15 protein-coding genes are annotated in these 17257 nt (G+C 59.7%); all 15 read left to right on the forward strand.

Going from position 1 to position 17257, the window contains the following annotated elements; translation table 11 throughout:
* The 15 genes from H6A20_RS03605 to H6A20_RS03675 all read left to right on the forward strand — a co-directional run bounded on the left by H6A20_RS03605 (position 1) and on the right by H6A20_RS03675 (position 17241).
* Positions 1-2256, forward strand: a complete 2256-nt coding sequence (locus tag H6A20_RS03605) for a DNA internalization-related competence protein ComEC/Rec2 (protein ID WP_204905805.1) — start codon at positions 1-3, stop codon at positions 2254-2256.
* A 130-nt stretch (positions 2257-2386) separates the two neighbouring features.
* On the forward strand, positions 2387-3820 hold the full coding sequence (gene rho, locus H6A20_RS03610; RefSeq protein WP_204905806.1) for a transcription termination factor Rho: 1434 nt from the start codon (positions 2387-2389) through the stop codon (positions 3818-3820).
* Positions 3821-3918: 98 nt separating this feature from the next.
* Entirely contained in the window at positions 3919-4122 is a 204-nt protein-coding gene (rpmE, locus tag H6A20_RS03615) for a 50S ribosomal protein L31 (protein ID WP_033124288.1), read from the forward strand.
* A gap of 114 nt (positions 4123-4236) precedes the next feature.
* The gene (locus H6A20_RS03620; protein ID WP_204905807.1) at positions 4237-5178 is read left to right on the forward strand and encodes a DUF1385 domain-containing protein; all 942 of its coding nucleotides are present in this window, start codon (positions 4237-4239) and stop codon (positions 5176-5178) included.
* Complete coding sequence (prmC, locus tag H6A20_RS03625) at positions 5141-6022, forward strand: peptide chain release factor N(5)-glutamine methyltransferase (RefSeq protein WP_204905808.1); 882 nt, start codon at positions 5141-5143, stop codon at positions 6020-6022. Before H6A20_RS03620 ends, prmC begins: the two co-directional genes overlap by 38 nt.
* 30 nt (positions 6023-6052) lie before the next feature.
* On the forward strand, positions 6053-7132 hold the full coding sequence (prfA, locus tag H6A20_RS03630; protein WP_204905809.1) for a peptide chain release factor 1: 1080 nt from the start codon (positions 6053-6055) through the stop codon (positions 7130-7132).
* Positions 7133-7156: 24 nt separating this feature from the next.
* Positions 7157-8062 (forward strand): DUF2156 domain-containing protein, encoded by a 906-nt coding sequence (locus H6A20_RS03635; RefSeq protein WP_204905810.1) that lies wholly within the window; start codon positions 7157-7159, stop codon positions 8060-8062.
* Between the two features lie 32 nt (positions 8063-8094).
* Positions 8095-9282 (forward strand): pyridoxal phosphate-dependent aminotransferase, encoded by a 1188-nt coding sequence (locus H6A20_RS03640; protein ID WP_204905811.1) that lies wholly within the window; start codon positions 8095-8097, stop codon positions 9280-9282.
* A gap of 14 nt (positions 9283-9296) precedes the next feature.
* Positions 9297-10370: a histidinol-phosphate transaminase gene (hisC, locus tag H6A20_RS03645; RefSeq protein WP_204905812.1), complete on the forward strand. Its 1074-nt coding sequence runs from the start codon at positions 9297-9299 to the stop codon at positions 10368-10370.
* Positions 10364-11212: a DUF368 domain-containing protein gene (locus tag H6A20_RS03650; protein WP_204905813.1), complete on the forward strand. Its 849-nt coding sequence runs from the start codon at positions 10364-10366 to the stop codon at positions 11210-11212. The genes hisC and H6A20_RS03650 overlap by 7 nt, the downstream gene beginning before the upstream one ends.
* Before the next feature lie 22 nt (positions 11213-11234).
* Positions 11235-12053 carry an AraC family transcriptional regulator gene (locus H6A20_RS03655; RefSeq protein ID WP_204905814.1) on the forward strand — a complete coding sequence of 273 codons (819 nt, stop codon included), beginning with the start codon at positions 11235-11237 and terminating at the stop codon, positions 12051-12053.
* A 6-nt stretch (positions 12054-12059) separates the two neighbouring features.
* Positions 12060-13079, forward strand: a complete 1020-nt coding sequence (locus H6A20_RS03660; protein WP_204905815.1) for a sugar ABC transporter substrate-binding protein — start codon at positions 12060-12062, stop codon at positions 13077-13079.
* Positions 13080-13082: 3 nt separating this feature from the next.
* Positions 13083-14585 carry a sensor histidine kinase gene (locus tag H6A20_RS03665; RefSeq protein WP_204905816.1) on the forward strand — a complete coding sequence of 501 codons (1503 nt, stop codon included), beginning with the start codon at positions 13083-13085 and terminating at the stop codon, positions 14583-14585.
* Positions 14563-16158: a response regulator gene (locus H6A20_RS03670; protein WP_204905817.1), complete on the forward strand. Its 1596-nt coding sequence runs from the start codon at positions 14563-14565 to the stop codon at positions 16156-16158. The genes H6A20_RS03665 and H6A20_RS03670 overlap by 23 nt, the downstream gene beginning before the upstream one ends.
* Positions 16159-16161: 3 nt before the next feature.
* On the forward strand, positions 16162-17241 hold the full coding sequence (locus tag H6A20_RS03675) for a sugar ABC transporter substrate-binding protein (protein ID WP_204905818.1): 1080 nt from the start codon (positions 16162-16164) through the stop codon (positions 17239-17241).
* The last annotated feature ends 16 nt before the right edge of the window (positions 17242-17257 follow it).

Genomic DNA, 17257 nt, shown 5'->3' on the forward strand with positions numbered 1-17257 from the left:
GTGAGAGAACGAAAACTGGCTCTTGTATGCCTGGCGTTCTTTGTCCTCGGTTTCCTGGCGGTCCATTTCGGCGGGGCGGTTTTTCTGGAGGAGCTTCAGGATCCTCCCGCCGCTGCCGCCTTCGGACCGTGGGAGGAGGTCTGCCTGGAAGGACAGGTGTACAGGAAAGAAGATGATGAAAAGCAGCACGTCCTGTATCTGCGGGACTGCTCCATCACGGGCGGCGGCCGGACCGTGTCAGAATCCGGCGTCGTCCTGTATGATCCGGACAGATCGGATGTCCGGACAGGAAATGTCATACGCGCGGAGGGTTCCCTCTTTTTCTTTGACGAAGCGCGAAATCCCGGTAATTTTGATCAAAAATTTTATTATCAGAAACAGAATATCCATGCCGGCCTCCTGGCTGAGACGGTCCGGGTCAAAGACCCTTCCTTCTCCCTGCTCAGAGACGGTCTTGACAGGCTGCGGACCCGCTGGCAGCAGGCGCTTGTGGAGGCGGCGGGGGAAAAGGACGGCGGCATCCTGGCGGCCATGATCCTGGGGGACAGGCGGGGCATGGATTCGGAGACGAAGGAGCTCTATCAGGTCAACGGCATTGCCCATATCCTGTCCATCTCCGGACTCCACCTGTCTTTTATCGGCATCGGCGCCTACCAGTTCCTGCGGCGGCGGACCGGATCTTTCCTGGCAGGGGGCATGCTGGGCATCGCCTTCCTGCTTCTGTATATCGTTATGATCGGGCCCGGCGTGGCGGTGCTGCGCTCCCTTGTCATGTTCCTTGTGCGGGTGGGGGCGGATATGGCAGGGCGGGTCTGCGACATGTTTACCTCCCTTGCCCTGGCAGCCGCGGTGGTCATCTTCTGGCAGCCCCTGGCCTACTATGACGGGGGATTCCAGATGTCCTTCGGGGCGATCCTGGGTATGTGGATCATGGGGGAGATGACCCGGCGCCCGCCGGGGGAGCAGGGCGGGCGGCGGACCGGGAAACGACGGCTTCCATACCGCCTTGGGGAGGCTGTGAAATCCAGCCTGGGGGTGCAGATGATCCTCTTTCCCGTCACGCTGTACCACTATTTTGAATTCCCCCTCTACTCGGTCCTTCTGAACCTGCTGGTGATCCCGCTGATGTCCGCCCTCCTCCTTCTGGGGATGCTGGGGAGCCTTCTCTATCTGGCAGTGGAGCCTGCGGGGGGCGCCCTCATCTGGGCCTGCAGCCGGATCCTTGATCTGTATGAGATCAGTTGCCGGGCGGCGCTGGCCCTTCCGGGAAGCCGTCTCGTGACAGGCAGGCCCGGACTGGCGGCCATCTGGTTCTACTACGGCGCCCTTGTCGTGACACTCCTTCTCCTGCTCTGGATGCGGAGAAAAAAGGAGACAGAAGGCGCGGCGCCCCGGCGGCCGGCCGCCCGGGCCTTCGCGCCTGTGCTGACGGGGATCCTTGTGCTTCTCTTTGCCGGCCGGGCGGAAGTCTGGGGCTATCTGGAGGTGACCATGCTGGATGTGGGGCAGGGGGACTGCCTCTTCCTGCGGGCCGGGGACGGGACATGCATCCTGGTGGATGGGGGCAGCAGCGACACGGACCAGGCGGGCAGGTACCGGATCGAACCCTTCCTGAAAGCAGAGGGCGTGGGAGAGCTCTCCTATGTGTTTGTGACCCACGGCGACAGCGACCACCTAAATGGCGTGACAGAACTTCTGGGGCGGCAGGATACGGGGGTGGAGATCGGCTGCCTGGTGGTGCCGCCCAGGGAACTGTGGGACGGGGAGCTTGCGGAGGTACTGGACGCGGCGGACGCGGCCGGCGTTCCGGTGCGGACGATGGGGCGGGGCGGCCGCCTGGCATGCGGCGGAATTACGGTCGCCTGCCTGCAGCCCGCGGCGTCGGATGTCCTGGAGCCGGGAAACGCCGCCTCCCTGGTGCTTACCGCCTCCTGGGACTCCTTTGCCATGCTCCTGACGGGGGATGTGGAAGGGCAGGGGGAGAGGCTTCTTACAGAGCGCCTGACGCAGACGTATGATGTGCTGAAGGTGGCCCATCACGGGTCCAGAAACTCCACTTCGGAGGAATTCCTCGCGGCGGCAGGGCCCTCCGTGGCGCTTATCTCGGCGGGCCGGGACAACCGGTACGGGCATCCCCACGAGGAGACGCTGGAGCGCCTTACAGGGGCCGGCGCGCATGTCTTTGAGACGGCCCGCGGCGGGGCGGTCACGGTCCGCACGGACGGGCGGAGGATGACAGTGACCACCTTTCTGTAAATTGGGGCTTTAAAAAGAAGGAAAGCTGATGTATAATAAATGCGTATATTCATTCGGTCATATCAGACGAACAATCCCGATAAAACATGCATTTGTATATTTTTATAACATTAGGAAAGGAACTGTATTTATGCGAGAAAAGTATGAAACGCTGTCTCTTGCCACGCTGAAAGACCTGGCGAAAGCGAGAGGACTGAAAGGTATCTCCGGCATGAAGAAAGCGGAGCTCATCGAACGGATGCTCGAGGAGGACGAGCGGGACAGGCAGGCGACGCCCGAGGAGACAAAGAGCGCGGCCAGGACCGAGCACCGGGACCGGGGGGAGCAGCACCGGGACCGCGGGGAGCAGCACCGGCAGATGCGGCTGACCGAGGACAATGTCAAGGAGCTCTCCGCCAACACAGGAGACCGGGAGATCCACGACATTGACCGGCTGGACAGCGGCGTCACAGCCCACGGCATCCTGGAGGTCATGCCGGACGGATACGGATTCATCCGCTGCGAGAACTACCTGCCGGGCGACAACGACGTGTATGTGTCCCCGTCCCAGATCCGCAGGTTTAACTTAAAGACCGGCGACATCCTGGAGGGGAATACGAGGATCAAGACCCAGCAGGAGAAATTCAGCGCCCTTCTCTACCTCTCCCGGATCAACGGGATCAACCCGGCCGTGGCGGCCAGGAGACCGAACTTCGAGGACCTGACGCCCATCTTCCCCAACGAGAGGCTGTCCCTGGAGTGCGGCAGGAGCAGCACGGCCATGCGGATCATGGATCTCCTCTCCCCCATCGGGAAAGGGCAGAGGGGTATGATCGTGTCGCCGCCGAAGGCAGGTAAGACCACCCTTTTGAAGGAGGTGGCCCTGTCCGTGAAGCGGAACAATCCGGAGGTCCATCTCCTGATCCTCCTCATCGATGAGCGACCGGAGGAAGTGACGGATATCAAGGAGACGATAGAGGGAAGAAATGTGGAGGTCATCTACTCCACCTTTGACGAGCTGCCGGATCACCACAAGCGCGTGTCCGAGATGGTGATCGAGCGGGCCAAGAGACTGGTGGAGCACGGCAAGGATGTCATGATCCTCCTGGACAGTATCACAAGGCTCGCCCGGGCCTACAACCTGATCGTGCCGCCGTCCGGCCGCACGCTCTCGGGAGGTCTTGATCCGGCTGCCCTCCACCCGCCGAAACGGTTCTTCGGCGCGGCCCGGAATATCCGGGAGGGCGGAAGCCTCACCATCCTTGCCACAGCCCTGGTGGATACGGGCAGCAAGATGGACGATGTCATCTACGAGGAGTTCAAAGGCACCGGCAACATGGAGATCGTGCTCGACCGGAAGCTCTCCGAGAGACGGATGTTCCCCGCCATCGATATTCCCCAGTCCGGCACGCGCCGGGAGGATCTTCTGCTCACCCGCGAGGAGCAGGAGGCGGTCACCTCCATGCGCCGCGCCCTCAACGGCCTGCGGGCCGAGGAGGCGGTGGACAACATCCTCAATATGTTCGCCCGCACACGGTCCAACCGGGAGCTTGTGCAGGTCGTAAAAAAGACAAAATTAATCTAGACAAGCAGGGAGTTTTGTGATACAATTACAGAGCTGTTTAGAAAACGAATAAGATTATTGCGCTCTGGCGCGAGAGAATAAAGAAGAGGTGAAAGGCAATGAAAGAAGGAATACATCCAGCTTACTATCAGGCAACTGTAACATGCAACTGCGGCAACACATTTGTGACCGGTTCTACAAAAGAAGACATCCACGTAGAAATCTGCTCCAAGTGCCATCCGTTCTACACAGGCCAGCAGAAAGCTGCACAGGCCCGCGGACGTGTAGATAAGTTCAACAAGAAGTACGGCCTGGACAAATAAGATGACAGTGAAAGGGTTGAGATTTTGCGATCTCAACCTTTTTTTGTACTGGCGACGAGCCAAAGTCCGGGCTTGCCCGAGACCCTGGCGACCGGATAGGAGAGGTATATATCTATGAGATCATCAAACATAGGCGGACAGGCGGTCCTGGAAGGGATCATGATGAAGCACAAGGAGGAGTACGCCGTGGCGGTGCGCAGGCCGGACGGGCAGATCGAAGTGTCCAAAGAGCGGTACACGGGCGTCGCCGGAAAGGTGGGGCCGCTGGCGCGGATCCCCTTTGTGCGGGGGATCTTTCAATTTATCGACTCCCTTGTGCTCGGCATGAGGACGCTCATATTTTCCGCCAGCTTCTATGAGGAGGAAGAGGGGGAAGGACAGGCCCTGACCCGGGAGGAGAAAGAGAAGCAGGAGAAAAAGGAGGCCTGGATGATGCGCGCCGTGGCGGCGGTTTCCGTTGTCCTGGCCGTCGGCATCTTCATGATCCTGCCCTACTTCCTGTCCGGATTTCTGGAGCCCCTGGTCCCCTCCTACCACGTGCGCACCGTGATCGAGGGCTTTGTGCGCATCGGGATCTTCATCCTCTATATCCTCCTGATCTCGCGGACAGAGGACATCCAGCGGACGTTCATGTACCACGGGGCGGAGCACAAGTGCATCAACTGCATCGAGCACGGACTGCCCCTGACGGTGGAGAATGTGCGGATCAGCTCCAGGCAGCACAAAAGATGCGGGACAAGTTTCCTGTTTTTTGTGCTTCTTATCAGCATCATCCTGCTCCTTCTCGTGCAGGTGGAGTCGCCGGTCATGCGGGTGGCGGTGCGGATCGCCCTTCTGCCGGTGATCGCCGGCATCTCCTACGAGGTGCTCAAAGCGGCCGGTAACTCGGACAATCCGGTCATCCGGCTGCTGAGCATGCCGGGGCTTGGCATACAGAGACTGACGACGAAGGAGCCGGACGACGGTATGATCGAGGTGGCCATCCAGGCTGTGGAGGCCGTCTTTGACTGGAGGGAATATGAAAGAGAAAACTTTGGCGCAGACCGGGCAGCTTAGGGACCTTGTGCGGGAGGCGGCGCAGAGGCTGTCCCGGGCCGGGATCGGGGAGGCGCACCTGGACGCCAGGCTCCTTTTGGAGTACGCAGCCGGCGTGACGGCCCAGGAGTATCTTATGGATCCCTTCCGGGAGCTGCCGGAGGAGAAGATCCGCGCCTACCGGGAGGCGGTCGTGAAGCGGGCTATGAGGATCCCCCTGCAGCACATCACAGGGGTGCAGGAGTTCATGGGATACCCTTTCCGGGTCAATGCCCACGTTCTGATCCCCAGGCAGGACACGGAGACGCTTGTGGAGTGCGCCCTGGAGAAACTGGAGCCGGGCATGCGCGTGCTGGATCTGTGCACCGGCTCCGGCTGCATTGCGGCCAGCCTTTATTTAATAGGAAGAGAAAAGGGGAAGGTGTCGCAAAAGAGCCGCTTTGACGCGTCGGATATCTCAGAGGAGGCCCTCGCGACGGCGCGGGAGAACTGCCAGGCTCTTGGGGCGGATGTCCGCCTGATAAGGAGCGACCTCTTTGACGGGACGGAGGGGCCCTATGACATGATCGTGTCCAACCCGCCCTACATCCGCAGGGCTGTCATAGAGGGACTGCAGGAGGAAGTGCGGCTTCACGATCCCTACATCGCCCTGGACGGACATGAGGACGGCCTTTACTTTTACCGGAAGATCGCAGCGCAGGCCGGCCGGCATCTGAGGAGAGGCGGCTGGCTTCTTCTGGAGACCGGACACGACCAGAGGGAGGATGTGTCCCGGCTGCTTTTGGAGGCCGGCTTTGCCTGCGTGCAGGCGAAAAAGGACCTGGCCGGACTTGACCGTGTCCTGATGGGCATGTACAATAAATAGAGTGCAATGGAAATCACAGGAGGAAAGAACATGTTTGACAAACTGGACGATCTGCTCATCCGATATGAAGAGATCATGAACGAACTGTCAGAGCCGGGCGTGGCGGACAACCAGGACCGGTTCCGCAGGCTGATGAAAGAGCAGAATGACCTGGCCCCCATCGTGGAGGCATATAAAGAATACAAGGCGAACAACCAGGCCATCGAGGACAGCCTGGCCATGCTGGAGGAGGAGACCGACGAGGAGATGAAGGAGCTGGCCAAGGAAGAGTTAAGCGAATCCAAGGCCAGGGTGGAGGAACTGGAGCAGAAGCTGAAGATCCTTCTCCTCCCCAAGGACCCCAACGATGACAAGAACGTTATCGTGGAGATCCGCGCCGGTGCGGGCGGCGATGAGGCGGCCCTCTTTGCGGCCGAGATCTACCGGATGTACGTGCATTACGCGGAAGGCCGCAGGTGGCGGACAGAGCTGATCTCCGTCAACGAGAACGGGATCGGCGGCTTCAAGGAGGTCGTCTTCATGATCACCGGCCAGGGCGCCTACTCCAGGCTCAAGTACGAGAGCGGCGTCCACCGGGTGCAGCGGGTGCCCGAGACGGAGAGCGGCGGCCGGATCCACACGTCCACGGTCACGGTGGCCATCATGCCGGAAGCGGAGGATGTGGACGTTGTCATTGACGAGAAGGACATCCGCATCGACGTCATGCGCGCCTCCGGAAACGGCGGCCAGTGCGTCAACACGACCGATTCCGCGGTCCGTCTGACCCACTACCCGACAGGCATCGTCATCTACAGCCAGACGGAGAAGTCACAGCTCCAGAACAAGGAGAAGGCGTTCCGCCTCCTCAGGTCCAAACTCTATGACCTGGAGATGGAGAAGAGGCAGGCGTCTGAGGCGGAAGCCCGCCGCAGCCAGATCGGCACCGGAGACCGCTCCGAGAAGATCCGCACCTACAACTTCCCCCAGGGCCGCGTGACAGACCACCGGATCAAGCTGACGCTGCACAAGCTGGACAGCGTCCTTAATGGGGACCTGGACGAGATCATCGACAGCCTCATCGCGGCGGACCAGTCCGCGAAGCTGGCAAACATGAACGAAGAGCAGATGTAAAAACGGAAGAAGGACGGATACTGCATGCTGGAATATGACTTTAAGAGACCGCAGCTGGAGGACAAGGAGCTCATCACCCACTATTTTAAGCACCATACGAGCCGCAGCTGCGAGAGGACATTTGACAATGTATTTTTGTGGGCGAGGTTCTACAATGTGACGTATGCGGTCATTGAGAATACCCTTGTCTTTAAGAGTGAAGGGGAGGACGGGTTTGCGTTCGCCTACCCGGCGGGGGAAGCGGACGACGTGAAGCGCGCCCTGGACGCGCTGTACCAGTACAGCCAGGAGAGGGGCGTTCCCTTCCGCCTGTACAATGTGACGCCGGAATATTTCGCACAGATGGAGGCGTGGTATCCGGGCCGGTTCCGGATCGAGTACGACGAGGACAGCGCGGACTACGTGTACGAGTCGGAGAAGCTCTGCACGCTGGCCGGCAAGAAGCTCCACGGCAAGCGCAACCACATCAACAAGTTCAAATCCCTGTACGAGGGGCGCTGGAGCTATGAGACCATGTCGGATGACAACCTGGAGGAGTGCTTCCAGATGGCGCTGAAGTGGCGGAATCAGAACGGCTGCGACGATGATCCGGAGAAGAACTCCGAGATGTGCGTGACGCTCAATTCCCTGCGCCTTTTCAAAGAGCTGGAGCTGACAGGCGGGATCCTCCGGGTGGACGGGCAGATCGTGGCCTTCACCATCGGGGAGCCCATCTGTTCCGATACATTTGTCGTGCACATTGAGAAGGCGTTCCCGGACGTGCAGGGGGCCTACACCATGATCAACCAGCAGTTTGTGGAGCACGAGTGCATGGATTATAAATACGTGAACCGGGAGGAGGACACCGGCGACGAGGGGCTGCGCAAGGCGAAGCGGTCCTACCGGCCGGTGTTCATGGTGGAAAAAGGCACAGTGACAGAGAAGCAGTAGAGATACAGACAAGCAGTAAGGAGGATAAGGAAATGATCGCAGATAAGATGAAGGGAATGGTGGCAAACAGTTCAGCCATCCGCGCCATGTTCGAGGAGGGCACCAGGATGGCGGCGCAGTACGGCGCGGAGAATGTCTATGACTTCAGCCTGGGCAACCCCAATGTGCCGGCTCCGGCTTCCGTGAAGAAGGCCATCGTGGAGCTGCTCGACGAGGAGGATCCGGTCGTTCTCCACGGCTACACGAACAGCAACAGCGGGTACGCGGACGTGCGGCAGACCGTTGCCGATTCCCTGAACCGCCGTTTCGGCACCTCCTTTGCAGGGAAAAATATCATCATGACCGTGGGGGCGGCAGGGGGACTGAATGTCATCCTCAAGACGCTCCTCAACCCGGGGGACGAGGTCATCACCTTTGCCCCCTACTTCGGCGAGTACCGCTCCTACACGAACAACTACGACGGCGTGCTGGTAGAGATCTCTCCGGATACAGAGACCTTCCAGCCCAAACTGGACGAGTTCCGGGCAAAGATCACCCCGAAGACAAAGGCAGTCATCGTGAACACGCCCAACAACCCGACCGGCGTTGTCTACTCGGAGGAGACCATCAAAAAGATGGCGGCCATCCTGGAGGAGAAGCAGAAGGAGTACGGCACGGACATTTACCTCATCTCCGACGAGCCCTACCGGGAGCTCGTGTACGACGGGGTGGAAGTGCCCTGGCTGACAAAGTACTACGCCAACACGATCGTGGGATATTCCTACAGCAAATCCCTGTCCCTGCCGGGCGAGCGGATCGGCTATCTGGTCATCCCGGACGAGGTGACAGACAGTGAGACCGTGCTGTCCGCCGCCAATGTGGCGACCCGCATCCTCGGCTTCGTCAACGCCCCCACCCTGCAGCAGAAGGTGGTGGCAAAGTGCATCGGCGAGGAGACGGACATCTCCTTCTACAACAGGAACCGGGAGACGCTGTACAGCGGCCTTAAGGACTGCGGCTTCACCTGCATTAAGCCGGAGGGGGCGTTCTACCTCTTTGTCAAGTCTCCCGTCGCAGATGAAAAGGCGTTCTGCGCGGAGGCCAAGAAGTACCATATCCTTCTTGTGCCCGGCAGCTCCTTTGGCTGCCCGGGGTACGTGCGGATCGCCTACTGCGTCTCCTATGAGACGATCGTGAACTCCCTCCCGAAATTCCGGGAACTTGCCAGACAGTATTTCTAAGAGGAAGGGACAAGATGGAAGCATTTGAGAAAAATATACGCAGGGTGGATCCCTACGTGCCGGGGGAGCAGCCCCGGCAGAAGGCAGTCAAGCTGAATACCAATGAGAATCCCTACCCGCCGGCGCCGGGTGTGGCAAAGGCGCTCAGGGAGATGGACCCGGCGGACCTGCGCCTCTATCCGGATCCGGCCTGCACCGGCCTCGTGGAGGCGCTGGCGGACTTTCACCATGTCGGAAAGGACCAGGTGTTTACGGGCGTGGGGTCAGATGAAGTGCTGGCCCTGTGCTTCCTGACCTTTTTTAATTCCGGCAAACCGATCCTCTTTCCGGATATCACCTACTCCTTTTATAAGGTTTGGGCGCAGCTCTACCGGATCCCCTTTGAGACGCCGGCGCTGGATGCGGACTTCCGCATAGTGAAGGAGGACTACTACAAAGAGAATGGCGGCGTGATCTTCCCCAACCCCAATGCGCCGACGGCCATCTATGAGGGGCTGGACTTCGTGGAGGACATCCTTTGCCACAACCGGGATGTGATCGTCATCGTGGATGAGGCGTACATTGATTACGCGGGACCCTCGGCGGTGGAGCTGATCGGATCCTACGACAACCTGCTTGTCACCCAGACCTTCTCCAAGGCCAGATCCCTGGCCGGCATGCGCATCGGCTATGCCATCGGCAGCCCGAAGTTGATCCGCTGCCTGCATGACGTGAAGTATTCGTTTAATTCCTACACCCTGAACCGGGCGGCCCTGGCCTGCGGGGAGGCCTCCGTGCGGGACCGGGCGTATTTTGAGGAGACCATTGCAAAGATCAGGCGCACGAGAAGCCGGGCGATGGAGCGCCTGGCCGGACTGGGCTTTTCCTTCACAGAGTCCAGCGCCAACTTTATCTTTGCATCCCACCCGGACTGCGACGCGAAGGAGATGTTCCGGGCCCTGCGGGAGGCCGGCATCTACGTGCGGTACTGGGACAGCGACAGGATCCGGGACTACATAAGGATCACTGTGGGGACAGATGAAGAGATGGAGAAGCTCTTCGCCTTCCTGGAAGAGTATATGGCAAAAGGAGATAAAAGAACATGTTAAAAACAATACTGCAGGGCGTCGTGGTTGGCGTCGCGAATATCATTCCGGGGGTGAGCGGCGGCACCATGATGGTGGCTATGGGCCTCTATGACAAGCTGATCCATGCCATCACCCACCTGAAAAGCGAGTTTGCCAAAAGCATGCGGCTGATTCTGCCGATCTTCATCGGCGCGGCGCTTGCCATCATCATCCTGTCCAGGGTGTTTGAATTCCTGCTCGAGCAGTACCCGATCCCCACGAATTTCGCCTTCTGCGGCCTGATCGCGGGAAGCCTTCCCTTTATCTTCCAGAAAGTGAAGGGGAAGCGGGCCACTGTGAGCCGGATGATCCCCCTCCTTGTCTTTTTCGCTATCGTGATCCTGATGGCCGTCATGGGGGAGACGGGCGGAAAGGCGGCGGATGTGAGCTTTACGCTGCTCAATGAGATCAAGCTTCTCCTGGTGGGGATCATCGCGGCAGCCACCATGGTCATTCCGGGGGTGAGCGGATCCATGATGCTGATGCTGCTGGGCTATTACGATACGATCCTGCGGACGATCAACCGGTTCATGGACGCCCTGTTTGCCTTTGACATCCCGGAGCTCCTGGTGCAGTGCGTGATCCTCATCCCCTTCGGCATCGGCGTGCTGCTCGGCATCTTCCTGATCGCCAAGATCATCGAGTTCATCTTCGCACGGGCCGAGACCCACGCCTACTACGCCATCATCGGCCTGATCGTGGCCTCGCCGGCGGCGATCCTTATCAAAGTTGACTGGAGCACCTTCTCTGTCCTGAGCCTGCTGGCAGGCATCGTGACATTCGCGGCCGGCTGGTTCGTGGCCGCGCGCCTGGGAGGAGAGTAGGAGCAGACAGGAGGCAGTTTGCATGGAGTACGCACACGAGATGGTCCGCCCCAATGAGGACATTCCCTTTAAGCTGTTTGTCTTCGAGGGCAGGGACGGCAATTACATACGGCAGAAGCACTGGCACCGGTCCATAGAGATCTTTGCGCTCTTTGAGGGGGAACTCACCTTCTCCCTCCACGACAGGGAGTATCCTTTAAGGCCCGGTGAGTTCATGCTGGTCAATTCCAACGAAGTCCACTCGGTCTTCGCGCCGAGGGCGAACCGGACCATCGTGCTTCAGATACCGCTCTCTACGTTTGAAAACTACTACACAGATGAGCGGTTTATTTATTTTTCCCACAGCTCCCGCCTGCAGGACGAGGAGGTCATGCGCCTGATCGGCGACATGTACCGGACTTACACGGAGCGCGCCTGCGGGTACGAGCTGAAGGTGCAGAGCCAGTTCTACATGCTTGTGTACCTGCTTGTGACAAAATACCGGAAGACGGAGGTCAGCCCGGAGGTGGTGCGGCGGGGGAAAAAACTGAACCGCCTGTCCGCGGTCACGGAGTATATGAGAAAGAACTACAGCAGGGATCTGTCCCTGGAGAACCTGGCCCGCACATTCGGCTACTCGCCCGCCTACCTGTCCCGGATGTTCCGCAGGTACACCGGGAGCAACTACAAGGCGTATCTGGACGACATCCGGATCGAGCACGGCGTGGAGCAGATGGAGCGGACGGACCTGTCCCTGGGGGAGATCGCGTCCCGGTGCGGCTTTCCGAACAGCAAAGCCTTCGCGCGGGCGTTTAAAGAGAAGTACGGCATGCTGCCGAGCCAGTTTCGCAGGGAGGACTGATGGAAGATGAAGAAGTGGATGGACAACAACCGGGTCATGTATGCAGTCATGCTTGTGATCGTGGCGCTGATCCTGGCTGTTCTCGTCGGATTCAACCTGTATCTGGACCGGCAGGCTTCCGGGGAAGAGGGGGGCAAGGCTGAGGACGTCAGCTATGTCTATCACGTGGCCATGATCAGCGGCGATGCCTCGGATGTATTCTGGGAGTCCATGTACAGGGAGGCGGTTCTGGCGGGCGCGGAGGCGCAGGAGCCCATGTATCCGGAGAACTTTGGCGCGGACCTAAGCGAGCCCTACACGGCGGAGGAGCTGATGCGGATGGCCGTGGCCGCCAAGGTGGACGGCATTGTCGTGGAGGCGGACATGACAGAGGAGATGACCTCCCTCATCGGGGAGGCGTCCCGGGCAAATATCCCGGTGATCACCCTCATGGAGGACGCTCCCGAGAGCGACAGGGTCAGCTACGTGGGAGCCAACTCCTACACGCTGGGCGAGATGTACGGGGAGGAAGTGCTGGAGGCGGCGCCCCAGGGGAGGGCCTCGGCGGCTGTGCTTCTCCCTGTCAACGAGGAGGAGGTCTCTCCGGGGTACATCTATTCCGGGATCACGGAAGCCATCGCCGGCACGTCCCGTGATATTGAAGTGTTCACCGTCCGCACGGGAGAGGACCGGGAATTCGTCTCCGAGGAGACGGTCCGCAGCCTGCTCCTCGACGAGGAGAGGCGCCCGGATGTGCTTGTGTGCCTGAGCGCCACGGACACCATCAGCGCCTACCAGTGCGTCCGGGACTACAACCTGGTGGGCCAGGTGGAGATCATCGGCTACTACAGTTCCCCGGAGATCCTGGAGGGGATCCGGAACGGGGTCATCAAGTCCACCGTCGTGGTGGACGCCAGGGAGGCAGGGCGCCTCTGCATGGAGGCCATGGAGGAATACATGGCCCAGCGGTACACAAACGAGTACTTTCCCGTGACAGTGGAGCTGATCGACGGGAGCAATGTGGATGCATTTGAGAGCGGGGAGTAGGCCATGAGAGAAGCACAGCAGAAATCCATACGGGTCAGGCTGGTGGAGATCTTCGTCATCGTGTCGGTGACGGTCTTTGCCATCGTGATCTTTATCTACTACAACCTGAACCGCACCATCCGGGAAATGGACACCGTGTATAACAGCAACATCCAGTTCAATGAGCTCTCCTCCAATGTGACCCACATCCAGGACTCCCTCTATCAGTACCTGAACACAAAGAGCTCGGATGCGCTGGAGGACTACTACCGGTACACCCAGGATTACCAGGGGCTTCTGGAGGATCTGAACCGGGAGACGGCAAGCGACAGCACGCTTCTGGCGGAGAAGAATATCTACAACCTGTCGGTCACCTATCTCGACCGGGCTGACAATGCGGTGGAGAAAAAGAGGGGCCGCGACGCCCAGGGCGTGCGGGAGGCCTACGAGGAGACTGCAGAGATATACAGCTTTATCCGCGCCAACATCAACAGCGTCAACACGACGACCTTTGTCAGCAATGCCAGGAGCTACTCCACCCTCCGCGTGGTGCTGAGCTACACGACGGCCTTCAGCATCTGCGTCCTCTTTGCCATCATGGCAGTGGCAGTGGGCTGGATCATCATGATGACAAGGAGCATCACCCGGCCGCTCATCGAGCTGGCCAACGCGGCCACGGAGATCGCCCAGGGGAACATGGAGGTGGACTTCCCCATTGTGGAGACCGGGGACGAAGTGACCGCTGTGGCCAAGGCCTGCAACAAGATGATCGGCAGCATCCGCAATTACATTGAGGAGACAAGGCGGAACTACGAGAGGGAGAACGAGCTGGCAGCCAACGAGCTGCGCATGAAGAACGACCTCAAAGAGGCCCAGCTGAAATACCTGCAGGCTCAGATCAACCCCCACTTCCTGTTCAACAGCCTGAACGCCGGCGCCCAACTGGCCATGATGGAGGGGGCGGAGAAAGCCTGCATGTTCATCCAGAACATGGCGGATTTCTTCCGCTACAATGTGCGCAAGATGGAGAAGGACGTGACCCTGCAGGAAGAGCTGCAGCTTGTGGACAACTACCTCTATATCCTGAACGTGCGGTTCGCGGGGGACATCCATTTCTCCCGCAAGATCGACAGCCGCTTCCTGCAGGTCTCCATGCCGAGCATGATCCTGCAGCCCATCATCGAGAACGCGGTGAACCACGGGATAAGGGAAATGGAAGGCGAGGGCCGGATTCGGCTGAGCGTGTGGGGGGACGATGAAAACATCTGCATTGCGATCGAAGACAACGGCGTGGGCATCGACCCGGAGACGGCGCGCAAGGTCATGCGCGGGGAGAGCGCCCACAGCCTGAGCGGCCGGGACTCGGAGGGGATCGGCCTGGACAATGTGATCAACCGCCTGCGCAGCTACTACGGCAGGCAGCATGTGTTTGAGATCAGGCAGAGAGAAGAAGGGGGAACGGCGGTGACGCTGTTCATCCCGAGAGAAGGAAGGAGCGGAAGCGATGACACGGATACTGATCTGTGATGACGAGGGGATCGTACGGCAGTCCCTGGAGTTCATGATCGGCAAATCCTTTGGGGATGAGTGCGAGCTGGAGTTTGCCCGGAACGGGCGGACCGCCATCGAGCTGGCGGAGAGCTTTCACCCGGACATCATCCTGATGGATATCCAGATGCCGGGGATCAACGGCCTGGAGGCCATGCAGGAGATCCGCCGGGAGAACCGGCACGTGGTCTTCATCGTCCTGACGGCCTACGATAAATTTGAGTATACCCAGAAGTCCATCGACGTGGGCGTCCTGTCCTATCTGACCAAGCCCATCAACCGGGACGTGCTGACAGACACCTTGAGAAAAGCCATGAAGCAGGTGAAGGAGCGCCGGGAGAAGGCGCGGAACGACCTGCGCATCAAGGAGAAGCTGGAGGCCGTTGTCCCCATGATCGAGAACGGTTTCGTCTACAGTCTTCTCATGGAGAGCGCCGGGAAGGAGGAGTACGCCGCCTACCGGGATCTTCTGAATATAGAAGAGGATCTCGGCTACGTGATGGTCATCGAGTGCGGGGACGAGATCCACAAAGGCGAGCTGACCAACACGGTGGGGGCAGGCATCAAGCTGCAGAAGCACTACATGGTCTTCCGGGAGACGGTCAAGGAGGCCACCGGCGGCATTGTGGGATCCCTCATGGCAAACAAGGTCATTGTCCTCGTCCCCTGCGGCGAGGAGGCGCAGGAGTACGCCCAGCGGGTCATGAAGGTGGACAACACAAGGGCCCTCCTTCGCAGGCTGGAGCAGCAGACAGAGCTGAAGTTCAAGGCGGGGATCGGGACTGTCAGAAAATGGGAGGACATGGGAGAGTCCTACAAGGAGGCGCTGGAGAGCGTCCACCAGACGGTGGGCAAGGTGATCCACGCCAGCGACATCACGATGAGCTGCAGGTACGCCGATGACTATCCCATCGATCTGGAGAAGCAGCTGTTTGAGGCGGTGCAGAAGGGGGATGAAGAAAGCACCAGAGTGCTGGCGGACCGGTTTATGGACTGGATGCAGGGATACGAGCCGAAGATGACCAACGTGGTCCGCTTAAAAGCCATGGAATTTGTCCTCTGGGCGGAGCATTTCGCCTATATGCAGGGCGGGATCTCAGAATACCATTTCGAGGTCAGGGAGGGGTACATTGAGATGCTTCTGTCTTTCAACTCGTATCCGGAACTGCGGAAATGGTTTCTGGACAAGATGAGCGAGAGCGCCTCCCGTATCGCCAGGAAGCAGCAGATGAAGACGGACAGCGTGGTGGAGCAGGCGAAGCAGTACATCGCGGAAAACTTCAGCCGGGAGCTGTCCCTGGAGGAGATGGCCCGGGAGGTGGGGATCAGCCCCTATTACCTGAGCAAGCTCTTCAAAGAGTCGGAGGGGACGGGCTATATCGAGTACACGACAAAGCTGCGCATGGACTACGCCAAGGAGCAGTTGAGCGGGACCGACCGGAGCATCAAGGAGATCTGCCACGACGCGGGGTATCAGGATCCCAACTATTTCAGCCGTATATTTAAGAAATGGACCGGCATGACGCCGACAGAATACAGGGGAGGTGCGTAGAGGATGAAGAAGAGAAGCAGGTTGGCAAGAGCGGCCGCGCTGGCAGCGGCGGCGGTGCTCCTCCTGACGGGCTGCGCGTCCGGCGGGCAGGAGGGCGCGCAGGAGGCGTCTGCCGGCGCACAGCAGGAGAGCGACAAGATCCGGATCGGCATTACTTTTGACACCTTTGTCCTGGAGCGCTGGACCCGGGACCGGGACGTCTTTGTGGACACAGCCCAGAAGATGGGCGCGACGGTGGATGTGCAGACCGCCAACGGGGACGTGCAGAAACAGAAGGAGCAGATCCGCAAGTTCACGGAGGAGAACATGGACGCCATCGTCATTGTGGCTACCGACTGCTACTCCCTGGAAGAGGAAGTCAGGGAGGCCAGGAACAAGGGAATCCAGGTGGTGTCCTACGACCGCCTGATCCAGGGGGAGCAGACAGATCTCTACATCACGGTGGACAATGCGATGGTCGGCGCACAGATGGCGCAGAACATCAAGGAAAACCTGCCGGACGGGGGAAACGTGGTCATGATCTGCGGGCCGGAGGCGGACTCCAACAGCATGGACGTGGTGAACGGCTTTGAGAGCGAGCTGGGGGACGGCCCCTGGAAAGTCGTGTACAAGAGCCACGTGATCTCCTGGACGCCGGAGAACGGGATCCAGGCCGTGGCGGACGCCTTCGCCGGGACCGACGAGAGGATCGACGCCATCATGTGCGGCAACGACGGGCTGGCGGGCTATGTGATCCGCTCCCTGAGCGAGCGGCAGCTGGCCGGCGACGTGGTGGTGGTCGGGCAGGACGCGGATCTGGAGGCGTGCCAGCGCATCGTGGAGGGGACCCAGTCCATGACTGTGTTCAAGCCCATCAACGACCTGGCCAGGGAGGCTGCGGAGTGCACGGTGAAGCTGGCAGAGGGAGGCTCTCTGACAGGCATCTTCGGGGAAGGACCGGATGTGGCCGAGACCCAGAGCGGGCAGGAGGTGCCCTACATCGGCCTGGAGCCGACAGCTGTCACTGCCGGGAATATGGACAGCGTGATCGTGGATTCCGGCTTCCACTCCAGGGAGGAAGTGTACCTCAATGTGGAAAACTGACAAAAGACAGAAGAAC

This window comes from Mordavella massiliensis, assembly GCF_016901695.1.
GTDB lineage: Bacteria > Bacillota > Clostridia > Lachnospirales > Lachnospiraceae > Claveliimonas > Claveliimonas massiliensis_A.

What these genes read in the sequence shown, in the direction of transcription:
- prfA (WP_204905809.1), top strand. Translation starts at nt 6,053, where the DNA reads ATGTTTGACAAACTGGACGATCTGCTCATCCGATATGAAGAGATCATG.
- H6A20_RS03650 (WP_204905813.1), top strand. Translation starts at nt 10,364, where the DNA reads ATGTTAAAAACAATACTGCAGGGCGTCGTGGTTGGCGTCGCGAATATC.
- H6A20_RS03640 (WP_204905811.1), top strand. Translation starts at nt 8,095, where the DNA reads ATGATCGCAGATAAGATGAAGGGAATGGTGGCAAACAGTTCAGCCATC.
- rho (WP_204905806.1), top strand. Translation starts at nt 2,387, where the DNA reads ATGCGAGAAAAGTATGAAACGCTGTCTCTTGCCACGCTGAAAGACCTG.
- prmC (WP_204905808.1), top strand. Translation starts at nt 5,141, where the DNA reads ATGAAAGAGAAAACTTTGGCGCAGACCGGGCAGCTTAGGGACCTTGTG.
- rpmE (WP_033124288.1), top strand. Translation starts at nt 3,919, where the DNA reads ATGAAAGAAGGAATACATCCAGCTTACTATCAGGCAACTGTAACATGC.
- H6A20_RS03660 (WP_204905815.1), top strand. Translation starts at nt 12,060, where the DNA reads ATGAAGAAGTGGATGGACAACAACCGGGTCATGTATGCAGTCATGCTT.
- H6A20_RS03675 (WP_204905818.1), top strand. Translation starts at nt 16,162, where the DNA reads ATGAAGAAGAGAAGCAGGTTGGCAAGAGCGGCCGCGCTGGCAGCGGCG.
- H6A20_RS03670 (WP_204905817.1), top strand. Translation starts at nt 14,563, where the DNA reads ATGACACGGATACTGATCTGTGATGACGAGGGGATCGTACGGCAGTCC.
- H6A20_RS03655 (WP_204905814.1), top strand. Translation starts at nt 11,235, where the DNA reads ATGGAGTACGCACACGAGATGGTCCGCCCCAATGAGGACATTCCCTTT.
- H6A20_RS03665 (WP_204905816.1), top strand. Translation starts at nt 13,083, where the DNA reads ATGAGAGAAGCACAGCAGAAATCCATACGGGTCAGGCTGGTGGAGATC.
- hisC (WP_204905812.1), top strand. Translation starts at nt 9,297, where the DNA reads ATGGAAGCATTTGAGAAAAATATACGCAGGGTGGATCCCTACGTGCCG.
- H6A20_RS03635 (WP_204905810.1), top strand. Translation starts at nt 7,157, where the DNA reads ATGCTGGAATATGACTTTAAGAGACCGCAGCTGGAGGACAAGGAGCTC.
- H6A20_RS03620 (WP_204905807.1), top strand. Translation starts at nt 4,237, where the DNA reads ATGAGATCATCAAACATAGGCGGACAGGCGGTCCTGGAAGGGATCATG.